The following is a 23,112-nucleotide window of genomic DNA, read 5'->3' as shown; positions in this document are numbered from 1 at the left end:
GGCGAAGGTAGAGTTTTGTTTCTAAAGCCCCATACTGGGGCTAGATGAACGTCTCAGTTCAACTGAGTGCGTCACCGCAGCTCCGCTGGCGGCGTCCGCTTGCTGTCGACCTTCTCCACCCGCTCCAGCTTCCCCCACACCACGTACCGGTACTTCGACGTGTAGACCGGCGTGCACGTCGTCAGCGTGATGTAGCGGCCGGGCTTCTTGGCGCCGGACTGCTTCGGGACGGGGTCGAGGACGCGGACGTTGTACTTCGAGGTCTCGGGGAGGGTCTTGAAGACCTTGTAGACGTACCACTTGTCGCGGGACTCGAAGACGATCGGGTCGCCCTCGTCGATCTTGTCGATCCTGTGGAACTTCGCGCCGTGCCCGTCGCGGTGCGCGGCCAGCGTGAAGTTGCCCTCCTCGTCCTGCGGCAGGGCCGACTTGACCGGCTCCGTGTAGTAGCCGGCGATGCCGTTGTTGAGGGTCTTGGTGTCGGTGCCCTTCTTGACCAGCATTTCGCCGCCACCGCTCATCGCCGGTACGTGGAGGAAGCCGATGCCGTCCTTGGTGTTCAGGGCGCCGGGGCCGTCGGCCCAGTGGTCGCGGACGCGGTCGCCCTGCTTCTTCGCCTCGCGGTCCGCTATGACGTTGGTCCACCACAGCGAGTAGACGACGAACAGGCCGAGGATCAGGCCCGCGGTGATGAGGAGTTCACCGAAGACGCTGACGGCCGTCGCGACGCGGCCGCGGCCGCGGGGGCGCGGCCTGGGCGCGGGCGCGGACTCCCCGGCCCGCTTCTGCTCGTCCTCTTCGGTGGTGGCTGCCACTGCATCTGCCCCGTCTGTCTGAGCGCCTAGTCGACCAGCACGGCCGGTTTTCCCTTGGCGCGTGGCCGGTCCTCGACCATCTTGCCCCACACGATCAAGCGGTACTTACTCGTGAACTCGGGCGTGCAGGTGGTCAGTGTGATGTAGCGGCCGGGTTTCGTGAAGCCCGAGCCGGGCGGGACGGGGTCCAGAACCGCCGTATTGCCGGGGGAAGTCTGCGGCAGCGAGCTCGCCGTCTTGTAGACGAAGTACCGGTCCTGGGTCTCCACGACGATCGGATCGCCCGGTTTGAGCCGGTTGATGTACCGGAACGGCTCGCCGTGCGTGTTGCGGTGTCCGGCGACCGCGAAGTTTCCGGGGTCCGCGTCGGGCATCGGGGTCCTGGTGCCGCCCTCGTTGTAGTGGCCGACCATGCCCCGGTCGAGGACCTTGTGCTTGTCGATGCCCTCGGCGACCGGCGTGACGACGTCGAGCTTCGGGATGTGCAGGAGGGCGAAGCCCTGGCCCGGCTCGAAGGAGCCCGGCTTGCCCTTGCCCTTCGCCCAGTCCTCCTGGAGGTCGCGGGCGGCGGCGTTGGCCTGCTGATGGGCCCGTATGTTCGTCCACCACAGCTGGTAGGTGACGAACAGGAGCATCAGGACGCCGACGGTGATGAACAGCTCGCCGACGACGCGGCTCGCGACGGTCGCCGGGCTCGGCCTGCGGGCGCGCTCGGCCCGGCGGGCTTCGAGGCGGGTGAGGGGGCGGGCGTCCGGGCCTTCGGTGGGGAGGGGGGCGGTTTTCCGGCCCGCGGGCTTCGCGGGGGTCCGGCGGCCCCTGTGCTTGGCGGCGGCCCTGCGCCGCGCGGCCCGGCCCTCGCCCGGCGGGGCGCCCGCCCGGTCCGCCTCCGGTGGCACGCGCTCCCGGTCGGTCTCCGGTGGCAGCCCCGCTATTCGGCGCGTGTCCGCCGTCCGCAGCCCGATGGTCGCGTCGTCGGCGGCCTCGTACGCGGACGGGGCCGCCTGCTCCTCGTACGAATCCTGCGGCTCCTGCGGCGCGTACGAATCCTGCGACGCGTACGGTTCGTACGGCTCGTACGACGCCCCGGCCCCCGAAGGCTCCGGCTCCGCTTCCGGCTCGTCCGGACCGGCCGGAGCCGGGACCGAACCGCTGCGGAACCACGGCGACGGATGTTCCCCCGCCCCCACCGCGTCGGCGCCCCCGTGCGCCTCCGCGGTCACGCCGTGGCCCTGCCCACCACCGGGGCCAGCCCGCTCGATCGTGCGACGGCGCCCAGGTCGCCGCACTCGGCGAGCCAGTTGGCGAGCATCAGATGGCCGTGTTCGGTGAGGACCGACTCGGGGTGGAACTGCACGCCTTCGACGGGCAGTTCACGGTGGCGCAGGCCCATGATGATGCCGTCGTGGGTGCGGGCCGTGACCTCGAGCTCGGCCGGGACCGTCCCCGGCTCGGCGGCCAGCGAGTGGTACCGGGTCGCGGTGAACGGCGACGGCAGGCCGGCGAAGACGCCCTTGCCCTCGTGCGTGACCGGCGAGGTCTTCCCGTGCAGGAGCTCCGGCGCCCGGTCCACCACGCCGCCGTACGCGACCTGCATGGACTGCATGCCCAGGCACACGCCGAAGACGGGCACGCCGGTCGCGGCGCAGTGGCGCACCATGTCGACGCAGACGCCCGCCTGCTCGGGCGTGCCGGGACCCGGCGAGAGGAGGACGCCGTCGAAGCCGTCCTGTGCGTGTTTCAGCTCGACCTCGTCGTTGCGGAGCACCTCGCACTCGGCACCCAGCTGGTACAGGTACTGGACGAGGTTGAAGACGAAGCTGTCGTAGTTGTCGACTACGAGAATGCGTGCGCCCACTAGTTGTCCACCGTCACGTCGTTGAAGGGCAGCAGCGGCTCCGCCCAGGGGAAGACGTACTGGAACAGCACATAGACGACCATGAGGATCAGCAGCAGCGAGAGCAGCGCCTTCACCCATGCGTTCCCCGGCAGATGCCGCCAGATCCAGCCGTACATGCCGTCCCTTCCGTCGCCGTACGGCACCAGACTAACGGCGCAGTGCCTTCGGTTTGCCTGCCTCCACGGGCTGGGTGGCGTCCAAGTGGGCCCAGGCGATCAGGCGGTGGCTGTGGCCCCACTCGGGCTCGCAGGTGGTGAGGGTGAGATAGCGGCCTGCCTCGCGGTAGCCGGACTTGCGGGGGACGGGGTCGATGACGCCGACGTCGGCGGGCAGGGTTCTGTACGGCTTGCGGTCGATGCGGTACGTGAACCAGGTCGTCCCGTCGGTCAGGACGACGGCGTCGCCGGGGCGCAGCTCGGGGAAGTCCTTGAAGGGGTCGCCGTAGGTGCGGCGGTGTCCGGCGACGGCGAAGTTGCCCTGCTGGCCGAGCCGGGCGGTGCGGGCGTAGTGGCCGAGGCCCTTCTTGAGGGTGCCGGTGGCGGTGCCCTGGAGCACGGGCTTGTTCCACGTGAAACCAAAGCGGGGGATGTACATGACGGCGAAGGGCTCGCCGTCTTCGTAGGGCGCGGGTTTCCGTAACGAGGCCGCGCCGCCGTTGCCACCCGCGCCATCCTTGCCGTCGCCGTCGCCCGCGGTCAGGGACCCCGAGGCCCACTTGTCCTGGAGCCGGTCGATCTGGCTGTCCATCGCGCGGTCGGCCTTCACCCCGGTCCAGAACAGGACGTACACCACGAAGAGCACGATGACGGTGCCGACGGTGATGCACAGTTCGCTGAACGTCCTCAACAGCACTCGCACCGACACAGGCGCCCCCAGCGGCCGCTACTCCACGGGCTTCGCGTAGTGGAGATCCACTGTGCCCGAGTAGCCGGGAAGAGTCACCGCCCCGTCGTCGTCGACTTTCCAGCCGAGCCCGTAGGCGTTGACGTACAGCATGTAGTTCTGGATCTCGGGGGAGGCGGCGAGGGCCTTCTTGAGCTTGCCGGGGTCACCGACGGCGGTGACCTTGTACGGCGGTGAGTAGACGCGGCCCTGGAGGATCAGGGTGTTGCCGACGCAGCGGACGGCGCTGGTGGAGATCAGGCGCTGGTCCATGACCTTGATGCCCTCGGCGCCGCCCTGCCACAGCGCGTTGACCACGGCTTGCAGGTCCTGCTGGTGGATGACCAGGTCGTTGGGCTGCGGCTCGGGGTAGCCGGGGAGCTTGGCGGTGGCGTTCGGCGGGGCGTCGGTGAGCGTGACCGTGACGGCGTCGCCGGTGAGCTTCTTGGTGCCCGCGTTCCGCTCCAGGGCGCCGAGGCGGGCGTCGTCGGCCTTGGTGCCGGGGTTGTCGCGCTTGGTGAGGGACTCGACGTCGTCGCGCAGCGAGCCGTTGGACTCGTCGAGCTCCTTGTTCTTGTGGCTGCGCTCCTGGATGAGGTCGGAGAGCCGGAGCAGGGAGGCGTCGGTGCGGATGTTGGTGCCCTTGGCCGTGTTGAAGCTCGTCATGAAGATGAGGCCGGCGAGGGCGAAGACGGCTGCGGTGAGCACCCTGAGCGGCCACCTGCGGCGCCGTGGGCCCGTACCCGCTGGGGAGTCGGCAGAATTGCTCAACGTACCCTTACTCCTTCACCGCCGCGGAAGCACTACGCTAACGGACGCCCGGGGGAAGACTTCGCGCGCTGTAGCGACGGAGCGTCCCGCCCGGCGGCCTGACCCAGTTACCTGCGCGGCCACGCAGCGCATCGACAGGAGAGACCCTCGTGCCGAAGTCACGTATCCGCAAGAAGGCAGACGACTACACGCCGCCGTCGTCCAAGAAGGCGACCAACATCAAGCTGACCAGCCGTAGCTGGGTGGCTCCCGTGATGCTGGCGATGTTCCTGATCGGCCTCGCCTGGATCGTCGTCTTCTACGTCACCGACGGCGATCTCCCCATCGATCCGCTGGGCAACTGGAACATCGTGGTCGGCTTCGGCTTCATCGCGGCCGGCTTCGGCGTCTCCACCCAGTGGAAGTAACGCGCGCCGTCACACAAGCCATGGCCTGAGTTATCCACAGCGCGAGCACCGCCATCCACAGACCTGGGGAAAGGTCTGAAGATCTGTGGATAACTCTCCGGGTGTTGACGCCGGTGTGACCGGTCGGCCGACCGCGGCCGACCGGTCACCCCCTGTCCCGCCTGGGAAAACCCGGGTCATCGGGGTTCGGCGACACAAGGAACACGCGTTCCCCACTTCGTGCACAAGATCGAGCACAGACTGTGGACAACTCCGGGCCCCCAGGTCACGGGGACGTGGGGGCACAGGAGCGTCAGGTCAGCTGTGCCGTCCGCGCCACCACGATCAGCACGATCACGACGAACACCGCGGCGCACGTGCCCCACTGCACGAGCGCCCGGCGCTCACGCGGCGCGTGCACCATGCCGTACGCGATCGCGACCCCCGCGGCCAGACCGCCCACGTGCGCCTGCCAGGCGATGCCGCTCCAGGTGAACGTGAAGAGCAGGTTCAGGGCGAGGAGCGCGATGACCGGGCGCATGTCGTAGTTCAGGCGCCGCATCAGGACGGCCGTCGCGCCGAGCAGGCCGAAGATCGCCCCGGACGCGCCGAGCGAGGCCTCGCTCTCGCTGGCGATCATGTACGTCAGGGCGCTGCCGCCGAGCCCGGACAGCAGGTAGAGGGCCAGATAGCGGGCCCGGCCGAGCGCCGCCTCAAGGGGGCCGCCGAGCCACCACAGGCCCAGCATGTTGAACGCGATGTGCCAGATCTCCTGGTGCGTGAACATCGACGTGACCAGGCGGTACGGCTGGCCCTCGGCGACGCCCTCCGTCGGCACGTACGGATACGGCGGCCACTGGCCGATCAGCACGAGGTCGTCGAGGAGGCTGTCGCCGCGCACGCGCACGGCCACGAAGACCATGACGTTGATCGCCAGGATGATCTTCGTGAGCAGGCGGGGGTCCTGGGTGAGGGTGCCGCCCGCGATCGTCCGCGGCCGGCTCGCCGACGGCGCGTGGCCGGTGCCCGAGCCGCCGCGTACGCACTCGGGGCACTGGAAGCCGACGGAGGCGCTGATCATGCACTCCGGGCAGATCGGACGCTCGCACCGCGTACAGCTGATGCCGGTCTCGCGGTCCGGGTGGCGGTAGCAGCTCGGCAGGCTCTGCGCGTCCTGCGGTCCCTGCGGGCTGCCTGGCGCCTGATCCATCACGGTCCCCTCAATCTCCGAACGAAGGCGGCACGGCGGATGTGCCGCAACGCGCCGCCCCGCCCTCCTCTACGGATGGGCGGGGCGGTTTTGTTCCCCTCGGCTCTGTTGCCCTCGGGTCTGGTGCCCTCAGGTCTGGTGCCCCGGGGCTGCTGCCCTGAGGCCTGCTGCCCTCGGGCCGCGCTCAGCCCTCGCGCGTCTCGACGACGACGGACTCGATGATCACGTCGTTGACGGGGCGGTCCGTGCGCGGGTTGGTCTGCGTGCCCGCGATGGCGTCCACGACCTTCTTGCTGGCGTCGCTCGTGACCTCGCCGAAGATGGTGTGCTTGCGGGTCAGCCACGCGGTCGGGGAGACCGTGATGAAGAACTGCGAGCCGTTGGTGCCCGGGCCCGCGTTCGCCATGGCGAGCAGGTACGGCTTGTTGAAGGCGAGGTCCGGGTGGAACTCGTCCGCGAACTCGTAGCCCGGGCCGCCCGTGCCGTTGCCCAGCGGGTCACCGCCCTGGATCATGAAGCCGCTGATCACGCGGTGGAAGACCGTGCCGTCGTACAGCCTGTCCGTGGACTTCTTGCCGGTGGCGGGGTGCACCCACTCACGCTCGCCCTGGGCGAGCTCGACGAAGTTCCTGACCGTCTTGGGGGCGTGGTTCGGCAGGAGCCGGATCTCGATGTCGCCCTGGTTGGTCTTGAGGGTGGCGTAGAGCTGCTCAGCCACGATCTGCCTTCCGTTGTCCTCTGTGACCCTCCGATCCTCGCACGGACGGGATCGGGACGAGTAGCGGACGAACAGCCGACGAGTCGGCGCAGAGGAGGCGCGCCCACCGGCAATCCATGGCATCGTCGGCGAGGAGTCCCCGCTGTACGGCCCCGCTCGTACGGCCCTCGCCACCCCAGGCACCGCTTGCCCACAAGGCTCCGCCCGCCCCCCGGATGCCCGCCCTCACATGCCGTAGGGCCATACGGCAGGCATGATCCCTGAAAGGGTGGAAAGGTGACATACCTATAACGCCACCGAGGAGGAGGAACCGTGACCCGCAAAGACAGCGTGCGCGCCGCGACGAGCACCGCCAAGGACAGCGTGCGTCACGCCGCGGACGTGGTGGCGCCCTACGCCGGCACGGCCAAGGACACGGCAGCGCACTACGCGCACGAGGCCCGCGTACGCATCGCGCCGAAGGTGTCGCAGGCCGCGCTCACCGCGGCCGAGCAGGCCCGCTCGCAGTACGGCACCCGTGTCGCACCCCGCCTCGAGCAGGCGCGTACGCACGTACCGCCGAAGGTCGACCACGCGGCCCACGAAGCGGCCGTCCGCACCCGCAAGGCCGCCCGGCAGGCCGCCGACTTCTCCAAGCCCCGCATCGAGCACGCGGTGGCCGCGGCCGGCCCGGTCCGCGACGAGGCCGCGGCCCGGGGCGCCGCCGCGCTCGCCGCGCTGCGCGGCCAGGTGTCGCCCGCCGAGATCCAGCGCCTCGCGCGCAGGCACGAGCGCCGGTCCCGCGCGGGGCGCCTCGCCAAGCGCCTCGCCGTCCTCGGCGTGCTCGCGGCCGGCGCGGTCGCCGCCTGGAAGTGGTGGGACAAGCAGGCCAACCCGGACTGGCTGGTGGAGCCGCCCGCCGCCACGGAGGTCCCCGACCGCACCCCGCTGACGTCGGTGGACGGCAGCGGTCAGGCGTCCCTGGACCCGGAGGTGCAGGCGAAGCAGGCGGAGGCCGAGGCGGAGGAGCGCGACGAGCGCCCCTGACGGTCAGGTTCCCTCAGGAATGCGGGCTGGGGCGGGCCGACCGCCCCACCCCGTAACCCCGTACGCCCGTAAGCCCGTAAGAGATCCAGCCGTCACAGCTCAAGCCGCCCCTCCACCACGTCCCGCGCCGCCTCCGCGATCTTCCGCTGGTGCGAGCGTGCGTGGCCGCGCAGGAGGGCGAACGCCTCGTCCATGGTCAGGGACTTGCGGGTGGCGATGACGCCCTTGGCCTGCTCGATGGCGAGGCGGCTGGACAGGGCGTGGGTCAGCTGGTCGGTCAGGAGCAGGCTCTGCCGCAGCTCGCGGTCGCGCAGCAGCACGACGGCCACGACGTCGGCCAGGGACTGGGCGAGGACGAGGCCCTCGTCGGTGATCGGCGCGTCCTCGGTGCCGTACACGACGAGCGCGCCGACGACCGACTCGCGCCCCTGCAGCGGACGCGCCGCGACCTGGGTGAAGCCGAGCGCCAGGGCCCGGGGAGCGTAGTTGGGCCAGCGCTGCCGGGTCACGGCGCTGGTCAGATCGGTACGCGGGACGGGCGCGCCGGCGCGGTAGCAGTCGGGGCAGGGACCCTCATCCATGGTGTGGGCCAGGAGCACCAGGTCACGGGAGGCCGCGTCGGATCCGAACGCCCGCACCGGTTCGGTGCTCGTCGGCATGCTCAGGACGGCACAGGCCCGGGTGCCGAGCAGTTCCCTGCTGCGGACCGCGAGCACCGAGAGCAGTTCCGTCGCCTTGCCCGGCGCCGCGTGGTCGACGCCCGTGAGCTCCACGAAGATGTCGGCAAGACGCTGCTGCGTCGTCATGACGGCCCTCCCGAGCTGAGCCTGATCTCGCCGGACAGGATGCGCCGGGCGAGCCACTCCAGGGACACCCCACGGCTGAACGCCCGGGCCTTGACGACCGCGAGGGCGTCGTCGGCCGAGCAGCTCATGTGCACGGACACCACGCCCGCGGCCTGCTGCACCAGATCCCGGTGGTCGATCCCGCCGTACAGCTCCGGGTCGGCGTCGGGGTCGAGGAGCACCGTGCGGGTCAGCGCCCCGACGATCTCGGCGAACGCCTGGGTGCCGACGAGCCCGGGCCGCGGGTCGAACACGGCGAGCGCCCCGAAGCAGCGGTCGCTGGCGTCCAGGGGCATGGCGGCGACCTCACGGATGCCGAGCGCGGTGAGGGCGGGGCCGTAGCAGGGCCAGCGCTGCTCGATGCCCGCGTACGAGGCGCTGACGAGGCGGGAGCCTGCCGTGGCGTCCCGGGTGGGGCCCTCGCCGAGCATGAACTCCAAGTCCTGGGCGGCGCGCGCCGGTTCGTTGGACGCGGCGACGGCGAGCTGGCTGTGGTCGGCGTCGACGAGGGTGAGCGCCGCGCTGGTCGTGCCGCACGCCTCGGCGACGCCCGTCATGAATCGCGGCCGCTCACCACGCCCCTGCATCCACCCCGTCAGATGGTGCGCGAACGCCTCCTGCAGCCGCGCCGACGAACGGTGACAGCCCGCCGTGGAGTGGAGCAGCGCGGCGATCTGGAAGTACTCGGCACGCCCGGACTCCGCCGCCTGACGCTCGAACCGCCCGGCAGCCTCAGCCGCCTGCCGCGCACGTTCGCGTGCCCGTGCCGCGCGGCGCCATGCTTCCGCCGCTTGGCCGACGGAGCCCTCGCCCGTGGTCATATGCGCAGCGTACGCCCGGGGGGCGATCCGGAGGAGGGCGTTTCGGGCTTCTTACCGGTATGAACCCCTGCCCGTCACGTAGGGGACGCGCCAGGGGACTCTTCCATGAGGAGCACCACACCTCCGTGGTGATCGTCGAACGGCGAGCAGGTGACGTTGCAGGTGATCGTGCGGCCGATGCGGTTCACGGCGGAGACCGCGACGGGCTCGGTGCGCTTGCCGGAGTCGAGGCACTTCTGGATGACGGGCCGCAGCTCCTCGGTGGGCAGCCCGAAGTCGAGCACGAAGAACACCTTGTCGGCGACCTCGTCCGCACGCAGGCCCCACAGCTCGGCGGCGCCGCGGTTCCAGCTCTTGACCCGCTTGTCCACGTCCAGGACGACGACGCCCGCGGCGACGCTGCTCATCACGCCCTCCAGGAAGGCGCGGGTCTCGTCCAGCTCCTCGGTGCGGATGCGCATTTCCTCGTTCATCGTCTCCAGTTCCTCGTTGCCGGACTGGAGCTCTTCGTTGGTGGTCTCCAACTCCTCGTTGGTCGACTGGAGTTCCTCGTTCGTCGTCTCCAGCTCCTCGATGCTCGACTGGAGTTCCTCGTTCGTCGTCTCCAGCTCCTCGTTCGTGGACTGGAGTTCCTCGTACGCCGTCTCCAGGTCTTCGCGTACGCGCTTTATCTCGGACTTGAGCTGGGTGGTGACCGTGACGTCGGTGAAGGTGATGACGGTGGCCGCGGGCAGGCCGGTGGGGCCGGTGAGGGGCTGGATGAGGATGTCGAAGTACTGGGTGTCCTCGCCCACGCGCCGCTCGACGCGGTTGACCCTGAGGGTTCTGCGCTCGTGCGTCGCCTGCTCTATCAGGGAGCGCAGCTCGACGGGCCGGTAGGAGATCTCCAGGTCCTGGAAGGGACGGCCGATGTCGTTCGTGCTGAGGGCGAACTGCACGCGCGCGTTGCTGTTGATCAGGGCGACGGTGCCCTCGGCGTCGACGGCGACGGCCGGGACCGGGATGGCGTCGAGGATCAGGTCGCGCGTCTGCCGGTTGCGCGCCACCGTGCGCTGTTCCGCGCCGACGATCGCCCTGATCTTCATCGGGGCGGGCTGGTAGGGCGGTCCGGTCTCGCCCGGCCGACGCCGGAAGACACGCTGTCGCATGCTGACCACCTCGAAGCGGTCGGCGTCGTTCAGAAGCATCTCCGCCTTGCCCAGGAAGAGGAAGCCGCTCTCCCGCAGCGCGAAGTGGAAGCGGTCGACGATCTGGGTCTGCGCCTCGACGTTGAAGTACATCAGCGTGTTGCGGCACACGAGGAGGTCGAGGCGGGAGATGGGGGCGTCGCGGGTCACGTCGTGCCGCCCGAAGATGACCCGGCGCCGCAGGTCGGGACGGAAGCTGTACCGCGCGCCGTTGTGCTCGAAGTACTTCTCGCGCAGCTCCGCCGGCAGCGCCTCCAGCGTCTTGGGCAGGTAGAGCGCGGAGCGGGCGTCGCGCAGCGCCTCCTCGTCGACGTCCGTGCCGTAGATCTTGACGCGGTTGATGCACTCCTCGATGCCGAGCGCCTCGGCGAACATGATCGCGAGGGAGTACGCCTCCTCGCCGCTCGAACAGCCCGCGCTCCACACGCGGATCTCCTCCTGCGGCTCGACGGCGGCGAGCATCTCGGGCACGACCTCGCGCTGCAGGAACGTCCAGGCGTCCGGGTCGCGGAAGAGGGACGTGACGTTGATCAGGATCGTGTTGAACAGCGCGCTGAACTCCTCGGCGCTGGTCTCGAGCCGGTCGCGGTAGTCCGCGTACGAGGTCACGTCGATGTCGGACATCCGCTTGCGGATGCGGCGCCCCAGGGACGAGCGCTTGTACCCCGTGAAATCGAAACCCCGGGCGTCACGCAAGAAGCGCAGCAGCTCCTCCAGCTCCTCGTCCGGCTCTGCGCCCTGTGTCTCGCCCATCACTGCCTCTTGGTTCCGACAAGCCCGCGCACGACCGCGGCGATCTCCTCCAGAGGTAGCACGAAGTCCACTGCTCCCGTACCCACCGCGGCCTCCGGCATGCTCCTGAACTCCGCCGTCTCCGGGTCCTGCGCGATCACGGTGCCACCGCGCGTCTTGACCGCCTCGGCGCCCATCGCGCCGTCGCTGCCCGTCCCGGTCAGCACACAGGCGATCGCCCGCGGCCCGTACGCGCCCGCCACGGACTCGAAGAGCAGGTCGGCGGAGGGCCGCACGAAGTGCACCAGCGCGCTGCTCGACAGCGTCAGGGTCCCGTCGGCCCCCACCAGGAGGTGCCGGTCGGGCGGCGCGATGTAGATCGTTCCGGGCTCCGCCCGCTCGTCCTGCTCCGCGAGCTTCACGTTCAGGGGGGTGCGCCGGGACAGCACCTCGGCGATGACCGTGCGGTGCCGGGGATCGAGGTGCTGGACGATGAGGACGGGCACGGGAAGATCGGGACCCAGCTCTCCGAGCAGCACCCGGAGGCCGTGGATTCCCCCCGCCGACGAGGCAATGGCCACGACCGCGTACGTGGCGTCCGCGGCCGGGTTCGCGGGCTGATGAGCCGTCACGGTGGCGAGCCTAGCGGACCTTCCGGACACGGTCGGGGTGCGGTCGCGCGCCCGCTCCCGTTACGCCAGGTGGCGCAACCGGGCGTGCGGGGGCGCGCCGCCACCGTTGTGCTGGCGGTCATGGGCTACCACATAGACGGCCCGCACACAGCGGGCAGCACGCGGCGCGACGCGCTGGGAATCGGTGTGTTCCTGCTGGCCTCGGGGGCGCTCGGCATGGCAGCACCCGCGCCGGACGAGCTCGCGGACCCGGATGACGACTACGACGATTACGCCGACTACGAGGGCCACGAGGCCTACGAGGGCTACGGGGCCTATGACGGCGCTGCCGACCCCGACGGCCCCGACGGCTGCGCGGCCGACTACGACGAGGAGTTCGAGTCGCACCTGGCGGCGGCCGACGCGGGGCTCGGGGACGCCGCACTGCGCTCCCTCGCCCCGCTCGGCCCGCCGGGCAGGCTGACCCTGCCGCTGCGCCGCCGCTACCGCGTGACCGCCCGCTACGGAGTGCCCGGAAACTGGATCGCGGGCCACCACACGGGCATCGACCTGGCCGTGCCCCGGGGAACTCCGGTGTACGCCGTCGGCGCGGGCGTCGTGGTCCTCGCCCGCTGGTCGGGCGCGTACGGGAAGGCGGTCACCGTACGGATGCGCGACGGGCACTACGCGCTGTACGCGCACCTGTCGCGCATCTCCGTACGCCCGGGCGCCCGGCTCCGCGCCGGCACCCGCGTGGGCAGCAGCGGCAGCACGGGACGCGCCACGGGACCCCATCTCCACCTGGAGATCCGCAACCGCCGCGGCTACGGGTCGGACATCAACCCGGTCAGATATCTGGCCCGCCGCGGAGTGCGGCTCGTGTGACGGGATGGCGCGGTGGCGGGGCCGCGAGGTGACGGGTGGCGGGCTACTGCACCGCGGGCACGAGGCCCGTCACCGGGGCGACCAGGTCCGTGACCTGGTGCAGCTGGTTGAGCTCGTTGAGCTGGTTCAGGCCGTTGAGCTGGCCGGCCACGGTCGGCAGCCGATCCTGGTGCTCGGCGGGGATGGGGGCCCGGCCCAGGTCGTCGAGGACGGTGACCGGGTTGAGCTTCGACGCTGCGGGCGTGTCGGCGGCCGCGTGGGCCGAGGGCACCGCGAGCGCGGCGGCACCGGCGGCGAGGGAGACGGCGGCCATGAGTCGGCGTGCTGAAGTCATGCCCTCAGAAACGGCGCGGGCTTCCGCAGGACACGGCCGCGCCGTGCCTCTCACCCGACAAGCCCAGATTCACGGCCGCCCGATGACCGGACCGAAAAAACCACCCCGGGCACTCGGGTAAGCGAGCCCGGGCCGAATTCCTACATTCGTACCGCGCACGTGCCTTCGGAATTCACCGGCGTGACCTCACAACGGGGGGTGCCGTTAGGGAATTGCGGCCACACCCACGAGGCCGCAGTTTCTCAAGTCGAAGGAGAACGTGATGTCTCGCATCGCGAAGGCGGCTGTCGCCACGCTCGGCGCCGGTGCCGTCGTGCTCGGTGGTGCCGCGATGGCCATGGCGGACGCCGATGCGTCGGGTAAGGCCACCAACTCCCCCGGTGTCCTCTCGGGCAACCTGGTCCAGGTTCCGGTGAACGTGCCCGTGAACGTCTGCGGCAACACCGTCAACCTCGTCGGCATCCTGAACCCGGCGTTCGGCAACACCTGCGTCAACAACGGCGGCGGCGCCGGCTACGGCCACTGAACGCGAACGCCCTCTGAGAAGCCCTCGGCGACGACCTCGCCGAGGGCTTCTCGGTGCCATGACCCGTACGGGGCCGACGTCACGCCCCGTACAGGGCCAGCCTCACGACCCGTACCGGTAGAGCCCTTCGTGGTCCACCATGTCGTCCGGCGTCGTCCGCCACGGGGGCATCCGCTCGTGGCGCGCGACGATGCGCTCGTACTGGGGATCGCCGAGCTCGGGCGGCCGCGCGGGGAGGTAGGGGGCGGCGTCCGGGTGCCGGCGCTGCCAGCGGCTCCACAGCAGGTCCACGAAGGCGTGGTTCAGCCAGAAGACCGGGTCGTTCACGGACCCGCCGCCCAGCATGTGGCCGCCCACCCAGCGGTGCACGCGGTTGTGGTTGCGCCACCGCTCGTTGCCCCGTCCCGGCGCCCAGCCCTCCAGCGTGTTGCGGAAGCCGCCCTCCGACGTCGAGTTCCAGGGCTCCACGTCGTACCGCGGCTCGCGCACCGCCCGCTCCACGTCGGCGGCGGTGGGCAGGTCGAGCGGGTTCGCGGGGTTGCCGAACGCGCGGGTCAGGAACGGTCCGTCGGTGACGCTCTCCTTGATCGTCCAGTTCCCGTTGCGGTGCGCGAACGGGCCCGTGCGCACCTGCCGGTCGCTGCTGCGCCCGTTGCCGCCCATGAAGTCCTCGCCCCACAGGGACGCGGCGGGCGTGCGGTCGCGCGTCCAGTCCCAGTAGGGGACGGTGACCGCGGAGTCGATCCGCTGCAGCGCCCGCTCGAAGTCGAGCAGGAAGCGCCGGTGCCAGGGAAAGAACGACGGCGACATGTGCGCGACCCTGAGCCCGCGCTCCCCGTCCGACACGTAGAAGTCGATGTGGATGCGGACGAACTCGTCGTACTCCCCCCTGCGCTTCAGGCGCAGCACCGCGTCCACGAACCTGCGCCGCTCGGCCCTGCTGAGCTGGTTCTGGTTCTTGCGTGTCCGGGCCATGTGAGCCCCCCTTCCGGTCCGAGTTCCGGTGCGCGTTCCGTCCCGCGCACCGGTCCGATGTGGCCGCGCGGTCAGTGCGTGTGGCCGCGCAGGGCCTCGCCGACGCCGAGCTCGTCGACGGCACCGCGGGCCGCCGCCAGCGGAGTTCCGTACGACGCGTAGTGGTCGACCATGCTGAGGTAGCTGCCGTCCGCGCGGCGCATCAGGCCGAGCTCCCTGCCGTCGACCGTGACGCGCAGGTCCCCCGAGACGCGGCCGTCCGGGCCCACGACCGGGTCCCCCTGGATGCGCCGCCCCCGGTACATCTCGTCGAACGCCCCCTCGCCGTCCTCGGCGGGCCGCGCGGCCCTGGCCCAGGTGGGCGCCACGCGCAGGACCCCGGCGGCGGCGATCGTCGCCACGGCCGCGACCCCCAACAGATGCCGCCGCCGCACCCGGTGCGTCAGGGGCGTACCGCTCGCTGCTGTCATGTGCTCCCTCTTCCGGTACGTCGCTGCTGTCCCGGCCCTCCCGGGGCACCGCGGGCCCGGCTTCGTCACGTCCGGGCCCACACGGTCCATCGGGTCGCCGGCTGTCAGGTGAGTCCCAGGTAGGCCGCCGGCTGGGCCTTCAGGAGCGGGGAGTCGAGGCCCGCGCCCGGCAGCGTGACCGGCGGCAGCGCGTACGGCCCGCTCGGCTCGGCCAGCGGCGCCTCCACCGTCGCGCCGGGCGTGGCGGCCTGCACGTCCGAGCCCTTCGCCGCGAGGCCGAGGGTGTCCATGCTGTGCTCGCCGACCACGTCGGTCAGCGGGACGACCGCGGTCACGTCGGGGAGCGCCTGGTTGACGGGGATCTGCGGCAGGGCCCGCGCCGGCAGCAGCTTGCCCTCGACGTACTGCGGCCCCTGGAAGCCCTCGCCGGGCATCGGCACCGGCAGGGTGCTGCTGATCTCGGGGGCCCGGATGCCCAGCGAGTTCTCCACCCCGTTGAGCGGCACGGGCACGGAGGGCCCGCCCGCGGCGGACGCGGTCGACGCCGCGCAGGCGGCCGCGGTGCAGGCGAGGGCCGTGGCGACGACCCCTCGGGTGGTGTGCTTCATGGCTCGGTTCCTTTCGGTCACGGCGACCACACGGTTCGCACAGGCTCAACGAGCCCGCATTCCGCACCAGCACGAATTTCGCCCGAGCAACCCAATGTTCTACTTAACGGATCATTGCGGGTTATTGCGGGTCAGTGCGTCCAGAAGTCCCACCATCGCGTGAGGATCAACGCTCCGACGACGCCGATGTGCAGGACGGGCAGGGCCCAGGTGAAGTCCTCGAAGAAGGTCTTCAGCCAGCCGGGCGCGGGCAGGAAGCCGCTGCGGACGGTGAGGGAAGTGACGTACCAGAACATCAGGATCGTGGCGACCCAGGCCAGGCAGCACCACAGGCACAGCGCGTTGATCCGGTACAGCGACTGGAACTGCAACCAGGTGCAGAACCCGACCCCGAACAGCGTGCCCGCGTTGAACGTCAGCCAGTACCAGCGCGGAAGGCGGGCCCGCCCCAGCAGACTCATGCCCACACCGATCACCACGGCGTACGCGGCGAGCCCCAGCATCGGATTCGGGAACCCGAACGCCTCCGCCTGCTCGCTCTTCATGATGCTGCCGCACGCCACCACCGGGTTGATGCTGCACCCCGGCTGGAAGTTCGGATCCTTCAACAGCTCGAACTTGTCGAGCGTGATCACCCACGACGCCAGCAGCCCCGCCGCACCCGTGATCACCAAAAGCAGCGCCAGCGCACGGCTGCCGCCGGCTGCGCGCGAAGGGGTCACGCGGCCGGCGGCGGTCTCCGGGACGTCCCGGGCGGACTGCGCCGGGACGGTGCGGGGTGGTGCCTGAGGGTCGCCGTCGCTCCGGGGCCCTGCCGTGGCGCGCATCAGCTGCGCAGCCGCTGCACCGGCAGCAGACAGTGCGTGGCGTTGGTCAGCGTCTCCTCGGCACCGGCGAAGGCCCGCAGGCTCTCCTCCGTCACGGGCGTGCCGGGCGCTCCTTCCGGCCACGCGCGCGTGGTCATCATGAAGTACGCGTGTCCCCGCCCCTGCACCGCCGCGAGCCACTCGGGCGGCACGACGCACTGCGCGTTGACGTGCGGCATGTTGACGACCGCCTGACCGGCCTCGACGAGGAGGCTCACGGGCAGGCTCGGGTTCCGCGCGCCGTCCAGGACGGGGCCGCCGACGGGCAGGCCCGCGTTGTGCAGCAGCGTGCCGACGGCGTCCGCCGTGGCCTCGGGGCCGCCCTCGGTGTCTCCGAGGGAATAGGCCATCAGAAAGGCCATGTCCATTTCCTCCTCGGGGTGTTCACCGCTCCAGGCGATCACTCCGAGGGTGCCCATGTCGGTCGGCTTGAAAGGGCGCTGCTCGCTCGGTGTCGAAGTCATGGGCGGAACCGTAGCGACGCGTGCGGGCCGGATTTCCGCCCTTGTCACCTGAGTGGCCGAGCTGACGTCGCCGCCGCACCCGATGGGGTGATGACGGCGGGGGCGTTTCCCGGTGCCACATACGAGTGAAAGATTCGGGCGCCCGCTGCGGTGCCCTATACGCGCGAAAGGCCGGGCCACGGATTTCTCCGCGGCCCGGCCTTTCGCACATTCTTCCGGTCGCCCCGACGCTCCCGGAAGGGAGTCAGTCGTTGACGCAGGTGGTGCCGAACGCCGGGTTCAGGGCACCGATGAGGTTCGCGGTGTTGCCGCAGACGTTGACCGGAACGTGCACCGGAACCTGGACGACATTGCCCGAGCCCACGCCGGGGGAGTGCGAGGCGGAGCCCTCCGCGCTGCTGTCGGCGACGGCGACACCGGCACCACCGGCCACAGCCGCGGCAACGGCGGAAATGGTGAGAGCGGCCTTCTTGGCAGAGTTCATCATCAAACCTTCCCTTGGGTTTAGCTGAGCCTAAGGACGTGCGCGCAATAAGCCGCGCAATAACACGCCCAAGAATTACTTGGCGAGAGGGAGCCCACCGAGGAGCTGCGTGGGGCCACCGTTCGCGTTCAGGCCGTCCGTCGCCTGCTTGACCGTGTTGACGACGGAGTTCTTGTTCTCCGTGTCGAGCATGTTGGTGCTCAGCGGCTGGGCTTCAAGCACCGGCTGGCTGAGCAGCGTGTCCACGCCGCCGTTCAGGCTGGTGGGCGTCAAGTTCTGGGCGAAAGCGGGCGCGGCGGCACCGGCGACGGCCATCGTTCCGGCGAGGACAGCGGCAGCCTTCAGGGGCTTCATCGTGTTCCTTTCTCTGGTAACTCTTGTCACCAATGGGCAGCACGGCTCAGGCATTTACTGCCTGGTGTCTCTCTCGCCGGGCCTAACGACCGGAACTCGGCGCGGAAACCCCCTCAAACGCAAACTCCACCGAACCCACCCGATGGAAGGGCCCGCCACATTCTCATATCAACTGGACTATTCCTCGGGTGAGTTGACGTTCCCACCACGCAGTTTCGGGCACGACGAATCCGCCGCACCGGAACGTGCCGGTGCGGCGGATTTCGTATGCGGGCTACTCCTCGAGGGGCAGCGGCAGCGGCACCGGCAGCTTCGGCAGCGGCAGCGCGTCCGTCGGGAGCGGGAGCTTGGGCAGCGCGGGCAGGCCCGGCAGGTTCGGAATGGGCAGTCCGCCGCCGAGGACCACGGCGACGACCGTGCTCACCAGGCTGGTGAGGACGCTGGTGGCGGCCGGGACGACCTGCGTCGGGTCGCCGGAGGTGACGGCCTTGAGGAGGGCGTCCACGGCCTTCTGGAGCGCCGCGAGGGCGTCGCCCGTGAGGTCGAGGGGCGCGGCGGCCTTCTCCGCGCTCTGCGGGCCGCCCAGGGGCAGCGGGAGCGGCAGCTGCGGCAGCGCGGGGGCCTGCGGCGTCGTCGGGGTCTGCGCGGCGGGCGGGACGGCCGGGACCGCAGCCGTGATCTTGGCGATGGCGTCCGTGACCGCCTGGGTGAGCTTCGTCGCGTCCGCGGCGGGCAGTTGGCCGTTGTCGGCCTTCAGGGCGGCGGTCAGCAGGTCGGTGACGGGCGTGAGGATGGTGCCGAGGTCACCGAGCGTCTTGATCTGGGCCAGCAGCGCGTCCGCTCCCGGCACCGGGAGGTTCGCGGCGGCGGGCGGTTGCTTGCGGGCCTCGTCCTGGAGGGCGAGGGCCGGGCCGGCCGTGCCGATGAGAAGCGTCGCGCAGAGCGCGGTGGTCGCTATACGCCGTGCGGGCAGTGCACGCATAGGTCGTTCCCTTTCGGTGGTCCGTCGGATCTTGTGATCACCGTGAAAGGGGCGAACGCGCTCCGCAACCGAATGAATGCGGTGCGTAATCGGGCCTTTTGGGGAAGTAGGAGCATTTCCGCAGGTGGGAAGCCGAATTGGGCGTCGAGGGCCGGGCGTTGCGGCCACCGCCATTCGGGTACAGACAGCGACGGCCGCCCCGCCGAACGCGGAGCGGCCGTCGCGAAGGGGTGCGCCGGGTCAGTCGTTGACGCAGGTGTTGCCGAACGACGGGTTCAGCAGGCCGATGACGTCGATGGTGTTGCCGCAGACGTTCACCGGAACGTGCACCGGCACCTGGACGACGTTGCCCGAGATGACACCGGGGGAGTTGGTGGCCGCACCCTGCGCGCCGCTGTCGGCGGCGGCGACACCGGCACCGCCGGCTACGGCGGCCGCGGCGACGGCGGAGAGGGCGAGAGCCTTGGTGGTACGCGACATGGAGAGCTGCTCCTTGGTCATATGACGCTGGTGCCGAGCGGGATGCCCGGCGCGAGGATCAACGGGCAGGGCTGACGGTCGGTTGTGCCCCGGACGGGTGATGGATCCCTGGGGCCATTTCAGTGACACGCCCGTTCCTGCGTTGCCGCGGGCAGGCCCGGGACCGGCGGATTCATGCCTCAGCGGCCCTCTCGCAGGGGGTGGTTGACCCGGTGCTTCACAGATTCGACACACGTCTCGGGGTCGCGGGGAAGGCCCTCGGCGCCCGCTACAGTTGCGCTTCCCCTTGAGGGAAGTTCAGCCATATTCGTGCATCTTCGCGCAGTTGGTTGCCATCTGCGTGCTGTGTCGTTCTTTTCAGCGTCCCGTGTCGTCGTTCTTCAGAGTCCCGTGTCGTTCTTCAGAGTCCGCACCCTCCGGAAGGCCACCGCCGTCATGCGCCACTCCCCGGGCCTGCGTCGCGTCCTCGCCGTCCTGCCCCCGTGCGCCGCGCCCATGGCCGCGCACGGGCCCGCGGTGGCCGCGCCGCCGGGCAGGAGGAAGCCCCGGAGCGAGTGCGCCAAGAGGTATCACGCCGTGCGGCGCGGCGGGGTCGTACGCGCCGCCGACGCGGCAATCACCTGCGGCGACGCGGTGACGCGGACGGCGATGTCCTGCCTCCGGACGCGCGTCGGCCACGCCCGCGTGCACCTCGGCCACGCCCGCGTGCACTAGCGCACCGTCCTGCGCGCCCATCACCGCGCACACACCTAGGGGAATCGCGCATGCACTTGGCTTCGCCCATCCCGCGCCCACGTGTCCTGCACGTCAGCCAGCCCGTGGACGGCGGCGTGGCACGCGTGGTGCAGGACCTCGTCGCGGCCCAGACCGCCGCGGGGCTCGACGTCCATGTCGCCTGCCCGGCAGAAGAGGCCACCCTCCCCTCGGGAGAGGCCGCCTTCCCGGCAGGAGAAGTCGCCTGCCCGGCAGGAGAGTCCGGCGGGTTCCCCGGCACCCACGCGCGCGTGCACGCGTGGGCGGCGACCCGCTCCCCGGGACCCCGGCTCCGGTCCGAAGTACGCGGCCTCGCCCGCATCGTCGACGCCGTGCGGCCCGACCTCGTGCACGCCCACAGCGCCAAGGCGGGCCTGGCCGCGCGCCTCGCCGTGCGCGGGCGCCTGCCCACCGTCTTCCAGCCGCACGCCTGGTCGTTCGAGGCCGTCGACGGGGCGACGGCGGTCCTCTCGCGGGCCTGGGAGCGGTACGGGGCGCGGTGGACGGCGCGGCTCGTGTGCGTCAGTGAGGCGGAGCGGCGCAGGGGCCTGCGGGCGGGCGTGAGGGGCGCGGCCCGTGTCGTGCCCAACGGCGTCGACCTGGACCGTTACCGGCCCGCCGCCACCCGGGACGGCAGGGCCGCGCTCCCCCTGCCCGACGCCGTGCGCGACCCGGCGGCCCCCCTGGTGGTGTGCGTCGGACGGCTGTGCCGCCAGAAGGGGCAGGACGTGCTGCTGCGGGCCTGGCCCACGGTGACGGCGGCGCTGCCCGGCGCGCGGCTCGCCCTGGTCGGGGACGGCCCCGACGCCGGTGCGCTGCGGGCGGCCGCCGACGCGTCCGTGCTGTTCGCCGGGGCCGCCGCCGACGCGGTGCCCTGGTACCGGGCGGCCGACGTGGTCGTACTGCCGTCCCGGTGGGAGGGCATGGCGCTCGCCCCGCTTGAGGCCATGGCCTGTGCGCGGCCCGTGGTGGTCACCGCGGTCGACGGGGCCAGGGAGAGCCTGCCGCCCGCCCTCGTACCGCACGCCCTGGTGCCGCCGGAGGACCCCGTGGCCCTGGCCCGCGCCCTCGTCGCCCTGCTACGGGACCGGGACCTGCGCGACCGGCTCGGCGAGCGGGCGCACGCGCACGTGCGCGACCACCACGACGTGCGGCGCGCCGCGGCCGCGATCGAGGAGGTCTACCGCGAACTCCTCGCCGCGCAGGGCACGTACGCGGCTGCCGTCGAGCCCGCGTACACGGCGGCCACCGAGCCCTCGTACGCGGCAGCCACCGAGTACAGGGAGTCCACCAACCCGTGAGTGCGGAACGAACCGTCGCCACCTCGTCAGCGGAGCCGAGACAGGGGCAGCAGGACCCCGCCACGGCCGTCGTCGTGGCTCCGCGGGACGCACGGGGGCCCCGTGTCGGCCCTGGCTCCCGGCAGCCGTACCGCCAGGGGTCCGCGGCCCTGCTTCCGGTGGCCGACATCTCTGCCGCGGCGCTCGGAGCCCTGGTGTACGCGGCCGACGCCGCGCCGCGCTCCGTGCTGGGCGTCGCGCTCCTCGTCGGGGTGCTGCTCGCCGCGGCCGTCGTCGTGTTCAACGCCCACGGAGGCCTCTACCGGCCGGCCCGGCTGCCCGGTGTGCTCGACGAACTGCCCTCGCTCTGGGGGCGGGTGGCGGTCGCGTGGTGCGTCACGCTGACGTGCGTCACGGTCGTACCCGGCTTCTCCGGAGTGACCGGTTTCTTCGGCGGCTCCGGGGGATCCGGCTCCGGGGGGTCCGGCTCCGGGGGGTCCGGCTTCGCGGAGCCGTTGGTGCCGGGGGTGCCGGTGGCGCCGGTCGTTCCGGGCGCGCTGTTGGCCGCGTGCGCTGTGCACTGTGCGGTGAGCGCCTGCGGTCGCGCGCTGCTGTACTGGCGCCGCCGCGCGGCCCTCGTCCGTGGCCCGCGCCCGGTCCTGGTGCTCGGCAGCGGTGCACAGGCCCGCAGGGTCGCCGCGGCCCTGCTGCGCCACCCCCGGTGCGGCATGCGGCCGGTCGGCGTCGTCTGCGCCGCCGAATCCGGAGCCCGGCAGGACCAGGACACCGCCCCGGGCCTGCCGGTCCTTTCCACCGCGGACGCCCTGCACCGCGCCGCCATCCAGAACGACGTACGCACCGTCCTGATCGCCGAAGGACCGGCGGACGGGCGCGAGCGCTGGCTGCCCGCGCTGCACGCCCTCGGCTGCGACCTGTGGGAGCTCTCCCCCGGAGCAGCCGGAGCTGCCGGGACAGCCGGGACAGCCGGAGCCGGGACGGCCGCAGCAGCCGGAGCCGGAGTACCCCGCGCATCCGGAGCCGGAGTACCCCGCGCATCCGGCACCGCCGTGCACGCGGGCCCGCGTCCGCAGCACGTGGCCGGGTTCCTGTGCCGCCCGCTGGCGCCCGGTGCGCGGGGGGCGACGAGCGTGCGCAAGCGGGCCCTGGACGTCGCGGTCTCCGCCGTCCTGCTGCTGCTCGCCGCGCCGGTGCTGCTCGGGTGCGCCGCGCTGCTGCGCGCCCTGGAAGGTCCCGGGATCGTGTTCCGGCAGGAGCGCGTCGGCATGGACGGCCGCCGGTTCACGCTGCTGAAGTTCCGCACCCACCGTCCCGCCGACTCGCAGGAGGCGGCGACCCGTTGGAGCGTGGCCGACGAGGACCGGATGAGCGCCTACTGCCGGTTCCTGCGCCGCACGTCCCTGGACGAACTGCCGCAGCTGTGGAACGTGCTCCGGGGCGACATGAGCCTCGTGGGGCCGCGCCCCGAACGCCCCTTCTTCGTAGCGCAGTTCAGCCAGAAGTACCCCGAGTACGAGCGGCGGCACCGCATGCCCACGGGCATCACCGGGCTCGCCCAGATCCACGGCCTGCGCGGCGACACCTCCATCGAGGACCGCTGCCGCTTCGACAACGCGTACATCGACAGCTGGTCGTTCTGGCAGGACCTGTGCATCCTGCTGCGCACCGTCGGCTGCCTCGTGCGGCACTCGGGGAGCTGAGGCCCCGTGTCCGCCCTCGCTCCCGCCCCGCG

29 protein-coding genes are annotated in these 23,112 nt (G+C 71.4%); 7 read left to right on the top strand and 22 right to left on the bottom strand.

What is annotated here, in order from left to right:
* Positions 1 to 71: 71 nt before the first annotated feature.
* The 6 genes from ACFWZ5_RS15760 to ACFWZ5_RS15735 are packed head-to-tail and all read right to left on the bottom strand — an operon-like array spanning position 72 to position 4,365.
* The gene (locus ACFWZ5_RS15760) at positions 72 to 815 is read right to left on the bottom strand and encodes a class E sortase (protein ID WP_384790196.1); all 744 of its coding nucleotides are present in this window, start codon (positions 813 to 815) and stop codon (positions 72 to 74) included.
* A 26-nt stretch (positions 816 to 841) separates the two neighbouring features.
* Entirely contained in the window at positions 842 to 2,035 is a 1,194-nt protein-coding gene (locus ACFWZ5_RS15755) for a class E sortase (RefSeq protein ID WP_384790193.1), read from the bottom strand.
* Positions 2,032 to 2,670 carry an aminodeoxychorismate/anthranilate synthase component II gene (locus ACFWZ5_RS15750; RefSeq protein WP_384790190.1) on the bottom strand — a complete coding sequence of 213 codons (639 nt, stop codon included), beginning with the start codon at positions 2,668 to 2,670 and terminating at the stop codon, positions 2,032 to 2,034. The genes ACFWZ5_RS15755 and ACFWZ5_RS15750 overlap by 4 nt, the downstream gene beginning before the upstream one ends.
* On the bottom strand, positions 2,670 to 2,855 hold the full coding sequence (locus tag ACFWZ5_RS15745) for a hypothetical protein (protein WP_384890770.1): 186 nt from the start codon (positions 2,853 to 2,855) through the stop codon (positions 2,670 to 2,672). The genes ACFWZ5_RS15750 and ACFWZ5_RS15745 overlap by 1 nt, the downstream gene beginning before the upstream one ends.
* Positions 2,856 to 2,859: 4 nt before the next feature.
* Positions 2,860 to 3,570: a class E sortase gene (locus ACFWZ5_RS15740; RefSeq protein WP_384790322.1), complete on the bottom strand. Its 711-nt coding sequence runs from the start codon at positions 3,568 to 3,570 to the stop codon at positions 2,860 to 2,862.
* Between the two features lie 24 nt (positions 3,571 to 3,594).
* Entirely contained in the window at positions 3,595 to 4,365 is a 771-nt protein-coding gene (locus ACFWZ5_RS15735; protein ID WP_384790184.1) for a DUF881 domain-containing protein, read from the bottom strand.
* A 149-nt stretch (positions 4,366 to 4,514) separates the two neighbouring features.
* Between ACFWZ5_RS15735 and crgA the strand changes: the two genes are divergently transcribed.
* A complete protein-coding gene (gene crgA, locus ACFWZ5_RS15730) occupies positions 4,515 to 4,772 on the top strand; it encodes a cell division protein CrgA (protein WP_384790181.1) in 258 nt (85 codons plus the stop codon).
* 292 nt (positions 4,773 to 5,064) lie between these two features.
* Here crgA and ACFWZ5_RS15725 read toward each other — a convergent pair whose 3' ends face one another.
* Positions 5,065 to 5,961: a rhomboid family intramembrane serine protease gene (locus tag ACFWZ5_RS15725; RefSeq protein ID WP_384790178.1), complete on the bottom strand. Its 897-nt coding sequence runs from the start codon at positions 5,959 to 5,961 to the stop codon at positions 5,065 to 5,067.
* Between the two features lie 184 nt (positions 5,962 to 6,145).
* Positions 6,146 to 6,679, bottom strand: coding sequence for a peptidylprolyl isomerase (locus ACFWZ5_RS15720; protein WP_384790175.1), 534 nt, complete (start codon positions 6,677 to 6,679; stop codon positions 6,146 to 6,148).
* A 312-nt stretch (positions 6,680 to 6,991) separates the two neighbouring features.
* Here ACFWZ5_RS15720 and ACFWZ5_RS15715 point away from each other — a divergent pair, with 312 nt between their 5' ends.
* A complete protein-coding gene (locus tag ACFWZ5_RS15715) occupies positions 6,992 to 7,705 on the top strand; it encodes a DUF5324 family protein (protein ID WP_384790172.1) in 714 nt (237 codons plus the stop codon).
* A 92-nt stretch (positions 7,706 to 7,797) separates the two neighbouring features.
* Here ACFWZ5_RS15715 and ACFWZ5_RS15710 read toward each other — a convergent pair whose 3' ends face one another.
* The 4 genes from ACFWZ5_RS15710 to ACFWZ5_RS15695 all read right to left on the bottom strand — a co-directional run bounded on the left by ACFWZ5_RS15710 (position 7,798) and on the right by ACFWZ5_RS15695 (position 11,922).
* Complete coding sequence (locus ACFWZ5_RS15710; RefSeq protein ID WP_384790169.1) at positions 7,798 to 8,511, bottom strand: ANTAR domain-containing protein; 714 nt, start codon at positions 8,509 to 8,511, stop codon at positions 7,798 to 7,800.
* Positions 8,508 to 9,371 carry an ANTAR domain-containing protein gene (locus tag ACFWZ5_RS15705; protein ID WP_384790166.1) on the bottom strand — a complete coding sequence of 288 codons (864 nt, stop codon included), beginning with the start codon at positions 9,369 to 9,371 and terminating at the stop codon, positions 8,508 to 8,510. Before ACFWZ5_RS15705 ends, ACFWZ5_RS15710 begins: the two co-directional genes overlap by 4 nt.
* Positions 9,372 to 9,445: 74 nt before the next feature.
* The gene (locus tag ACFWZ5_RS15700) at positions 9,446 to 11,311 is read right to left on the bottom strand and encodes a CheR family methyltransferase (RefSeq protein ID WP_384790163.1); all 1,866 of its coding nucleotides are present in this window, start codon (positions 11,309 to 11,311) and stop codon (positions 9,446 to 9,448) included.
* The gene (locus ACFWZ5_RS15695; protein ID WP_384790160.1) at positions 11,311 to 11,922 is read right to left on the bottom strand and encodes a chemotaxis protein CheB; all 612 of its coding nucleotides are present in this window, start codon (positions 11,920 to 11,922) and stop codon (positions 11,311 to 11,313) included. The genes ACFWZ5_RS15700 and ACFWZ5_RS15695 overlap by 1 nt, the downstream gene beginning before the upstream one ends.
* A gap of 120 nt (positions 11,923 to 12,042) precedes the next feature.
* Between ACFWZ5_RS15695 and ACFWZ5_RS15690 the strand changes: the two genes are divergently transcribed.
* Positions 12,043 to 12,786, top strand: a complete 744-nt coding sequence (locus ACFWZ5_RS15690; protein ID WP_384790157.1) for a M23 family metallopeptidase — start codon at positions 12,043 to 12,045, stop codon at positions 12,784 to 12,786.
* Positions 12,787 to 12,829: 43 nt separating this feature from the next.
* On the opposite strand, the gene ACFWZ5_RS15685 is transcribed toward ACFWZ5_RS15690, so the two are convergent.
* Positions 12,830 to 13,120, bottom strand: coding sequence for a hypothetical protein (locus ACFWZ5_RS15685; RefSeq protein ID WP_384790154.1), 291 nt, complete (start codon positions 13,118 to 13,120; stop codon positions 12,830 to 12,832).
* Positions 13,121 to 13,382: 262 nt separating this feature from the next.
* Here ACFWZ5_RS15685 and ACFWZ5_RS15680 point away from each other — a divergent pair, with 262 nt between their 5' ends.
* Positions 13,383 to 13,646, top strand: a complete 264-nt coding sequence (locus tag ACFWZ5_RS15680) for a chaplin (protein ID WP_384790151.1) — start codon at positions 13,383 to 13,385, stop codon at positions 13,644 to 13,646.
* A gap of 102 nt (positions 13,647 to 13,748) precedes the next feature.
* On the opposite strand, the gene ACFWZ5_RS15675 is transcribed toward ACFWZ5_RS15680, so the two are convergent.
* The 9 genes from ACFWZ5_RS15675 to ACFWZ5_RS15635 form a co-directional block, all read right to left on the bottom strand.
* On the bottom strand, positions 13,749 to 14,621 hold the full coding sequence (locus tag ACFWZ5_RS15675; protein WP_384790148.1) for a tyrosinase family protein: 873 nt from the start codon (positions 14,619 to 14,621) through the stop codon (positions 13,749 to 13,751).
* A 71-nt stretch (positions 14,622 to 14,692) separates the two neighbouring features.
* On the bottom strand, positions 14,693 to 15,091 hold the full coding sequence (locus ACFWZ5_RS15670) for a tyrosinase family oxidase copper chaperone (protein ID WP_384790145.1): 399 nt from the start codon (positions 15,089 to 15,091) through the stop codon (positions 14,693 to 14,695).
* 104 nt (positions 15,092 to 15,195) lie between these two features.
* Positions 15,196 to 15,699, bottom strand: a complete 504-nt coding sequence (locus ACFWZ5_RS15665) for a hypothetical protein (protein ID WP_384790142.1) — start codon at positions 15,697 to 15,699, stop codon at positions 15,196 to 15,198.
* A 131-nt stretch (positions 15,700 to 15,830) separates the two neighbouring features.
* The gene (locus ACFWZ5_RS15660) at positions 15,831 to 16,526 is read right to left on the bottom strand and encodes a vitamin K epoxide reductase family protein (RefSeq protein WP_384890762.1); all 696 of its coding nucleotides are present in this window, start codon (positions 16,524 to 16,526) and stop codon (positions 15,831 to 15,833) included.
* The gene (locus ACFWZ5_RS15655) at positions 16,526 to 17,029 is read right to left on the bottom strand and encodes a DUF5949 family protein (protein ID WP_384800935.1); all 504 of its coding nucleotides are present in this window, start codon (positions 17,027 to 17,029) and stop codon (positions 16,526 to 16,528) included. Before ACFWZ5_RS15655 ends, ACFWZ5_RS15660 begins: the two co-directional genes overlap by 1 nt.
* Before the next feature lie 244 nt (positions 17,030 to 17,273).
* The gene (locus ACFWZ5_RS15650; protein ID WP_384800938.1) at positions 17,274 to 17,516 is read right to left on the bottom strand and encodes a chaplin; all 243 of its coding nucleotides are present in this window, start codon (positions 17,514 to 17,516) and stop codon (positions 17,274 to 17,276) included.
* A gap of 72 nt (positions 17,517 to 17,588) precedes the next feature.
* Positions 17,589 to 17,867, bottom strand: coding sequence for a hypothetical protein (locus tag ACFWZ5_RS15645; protein ID WP_384800941.1), 279 nt, complete (start codon positions 17,865 to 17,867; stop codon positions 17,589 to 17,591).
* Between the two features lie 274 nt (positions 17,868 to 18,141).
* Complete coding sequence (locus ACFWZ5_RS15640; protein ID WP_384800944.1) at positions 18,142 to 18,849, bottom strand: hypothetical protein; 708 nt, start codon at positions 18,847 to 18,849, stop codon at positions 18,142 to 18,144.
* Between the two features lie 240 nt (positions 18,850 to 19,089).
* Positions 19,090 to 19,329 (bottom strand): chaplin, encoded by a 240-nt coding sequence (locus ACFWZ5_RS15635; protein WP_384800947.1) that lies wholly within the window; start codon positions 19,327 to 19,329, stop codon positions 19,090 to 19,092.
* A 390-nt stretch (positions 19,330 to 19,719) separates the two neighbouring features.
* On the opposite strand from ACFWZ5_RS15635, the gene ACFWZ5_RS15630 reads away from it, so the two are divergent.
* From ACFWZ5_RS15630 to ACFWZ5_RS15620, 3 genes are read left to right on the top strand one after another with little or no spacing between them, the layout of a single operon-like run.
* The gene (locus ACFWZ5_RS15630; protein WP_384800950.1) at positions 19,720 to 20,043 is read left to right on the top strand and encodes a hypothetical protein; all 324 of its coding nucleotides are present in this window, start codon (positions 19,720 to 19,722) and stop codon (positions 20,041 to 20,043) included.
* 50 nt (positions 20,044 to 20,093) lie between these two features.
* Positions 20,094 to 21,383 (top strand): glycosyltransferase, encoded by a 1,290-nt coding sequence (locus ACFWZ5_RS15625; protein ID WP_384800953.1) that lies wholly within the window; start codon positions 20,094 to 20,096, stop codon positions 21,381 to 21,383.
* Complete coding sequence (locus tag ACFWZ5_RS15620; RefSeq protein ID WP_384800956.1) at positions 21,380 to 23,080, top strand: sugar transferase; 1,701 nt, start codon at positions 21,380 to 21,382, stop codon at positions 23,078 to 23,080. Before ACFWZ5_RS15625 ends, ACFWZ5_RS15620 begins: the two co-directional genes overlap by 4 nt.
* The last annotated feature ends 32 nt before the right edge of the window (positions 23,081 to 23,112 follow it).

Origin of the sequence: Streptomyces sp. NPDC059003, from assembly GCF_042740445.1 — a bacterium.
In the GTDB taxonomy this organism is placed as follows: Bacteria; Actinomycetota; Actinomycetes; order Streptomycetales; family Streptomycetaceae; genus Streptomyces.
Note: the sequence above shows the minus strand (reverse complement) of the source record. Positions and strands in the feature narration are given on the sequence as shown.

Coding starts and splice junctions, on each gene's coding strand:
- ACFWZ5_RS15725 (WP_384790178.1), bottom strand. CDS start 5,961: ATGGATCAGGCGCCAGGCAGCCCGCAGGGACCGCAGGACGCGCAGAGC.
- ACFWZ5_RS15710 (WP_384790169.1), bottom strand. CDS start 8,511: ATGACGACGCAGCAGCGTCTTGCCGACATCTTCGTGGAGCTCACGGGC.
- ACFWZ5_RS15705 (WP_384790166.1), bottom strand. CDS start 9,371: ATGACCACGGGCGAGGGCTCCGTCGGCCAAGCGGCGGAAGCATGGCGC.
- ACFWZ5_RS15700 (WP_384790163.1), bottom strand. CDS start 11,311: ATGGGCGAGACACAGGGCGCAGAGCCGGACGAGGAGCTGGAGGAGCTG.
- ACFWZ5_RS15690 (WP_384790157.1), top strand. CDS start 12,043: ATGGGCTACCACATAGACGGCCCGCACACAGCGGGCAGCACGCGGCGC.
- ACFWZ5_RS15685 (WP_384790154.1), bottom strand. CDS start 13,120: ATGACTTCAGCACGCCGACTCATGGCCGCCGTCTCCCTCGCCGCCGGT.
- ACFWZ5_RS15680 (WP_384790151.1), top strand. CDS start 13,383: ATGTCTCGCATCGCGAAGGCGGCTGTCGCCACGCTCGGCGCCGGTGCC.
- ACFWZ5_RS15675 (WP_384790148.1), bottom strand. CDS start 14,621: ATGGCCCGGACACGCAAGAACCAGAACCAGCTCAGCAGGGCCGAGCGG.
- ACFWZ5_RS15670 (WP_384790145.1), bottom strand. CDS start 15,091: ATGACAGCAGCGAGCGGTACGCCCCTGACGCACCGGGTGCGGCGGCGG.
- ACFWZ5_RS15665 (WP_384790142.1), bottom strand. CDS start 15,699: ATGAAGCACACCACCCGAGGGGTCGTCGCCACGGCCCTCGCCTGCACC.
- ACFWZ5_RS15660 (WP_384890762.1), bottom strand. CDS start 16,526: ATGCGCGCCACGGCAGGGCCCCGGAGCGACGGCGACCCTCAGGCACCA.
- ACFWZ5_RS15655 (WP_384800935.1), bottom strand. CDS start 17,029: ATGACTTCGACACCGAGCGAGCAGCGCCCTTTCAAGCCGACCGACATG.
- ACFWZ5_RS15650 (WP_384800938.1), bottom strand. CDS start 17,516: ATGATGAACTCTGCCAAGAAGGCCGCTCTCACCATTTCCGCCGTTGCC.
- ACFWZ5_RS15645 (WP_384800941.1), bottom strand. CDS start 17,867: ATGAAGCCCCTGAAGGCTGCCGCTGTCCTCGCCGGAACGATGGCCGTC.
- ACFWZ5_RS15640 (WP_384800944.1), bottom strand. CDS start 18,849: ATGCGTGCACTGCCCGCACGGCGTATAGCGACCACCGCGCTCTGCGCG.
- ACFWZ5_RS15635 (WP_384800947.1), bottom strand. CDS start 19,329: ATGTCGCGTACCACCAAGGCTCTCGCCCTCTCCGCCGTCGCCGCGGCC.
- ACFWZ5_RS15625 (WP_384800953.1), top strand. CDS start 20,094: ATGCACTTGGCTTCGCCCATCCCGCGCCCACGTGTCCTGCACGTCAGC.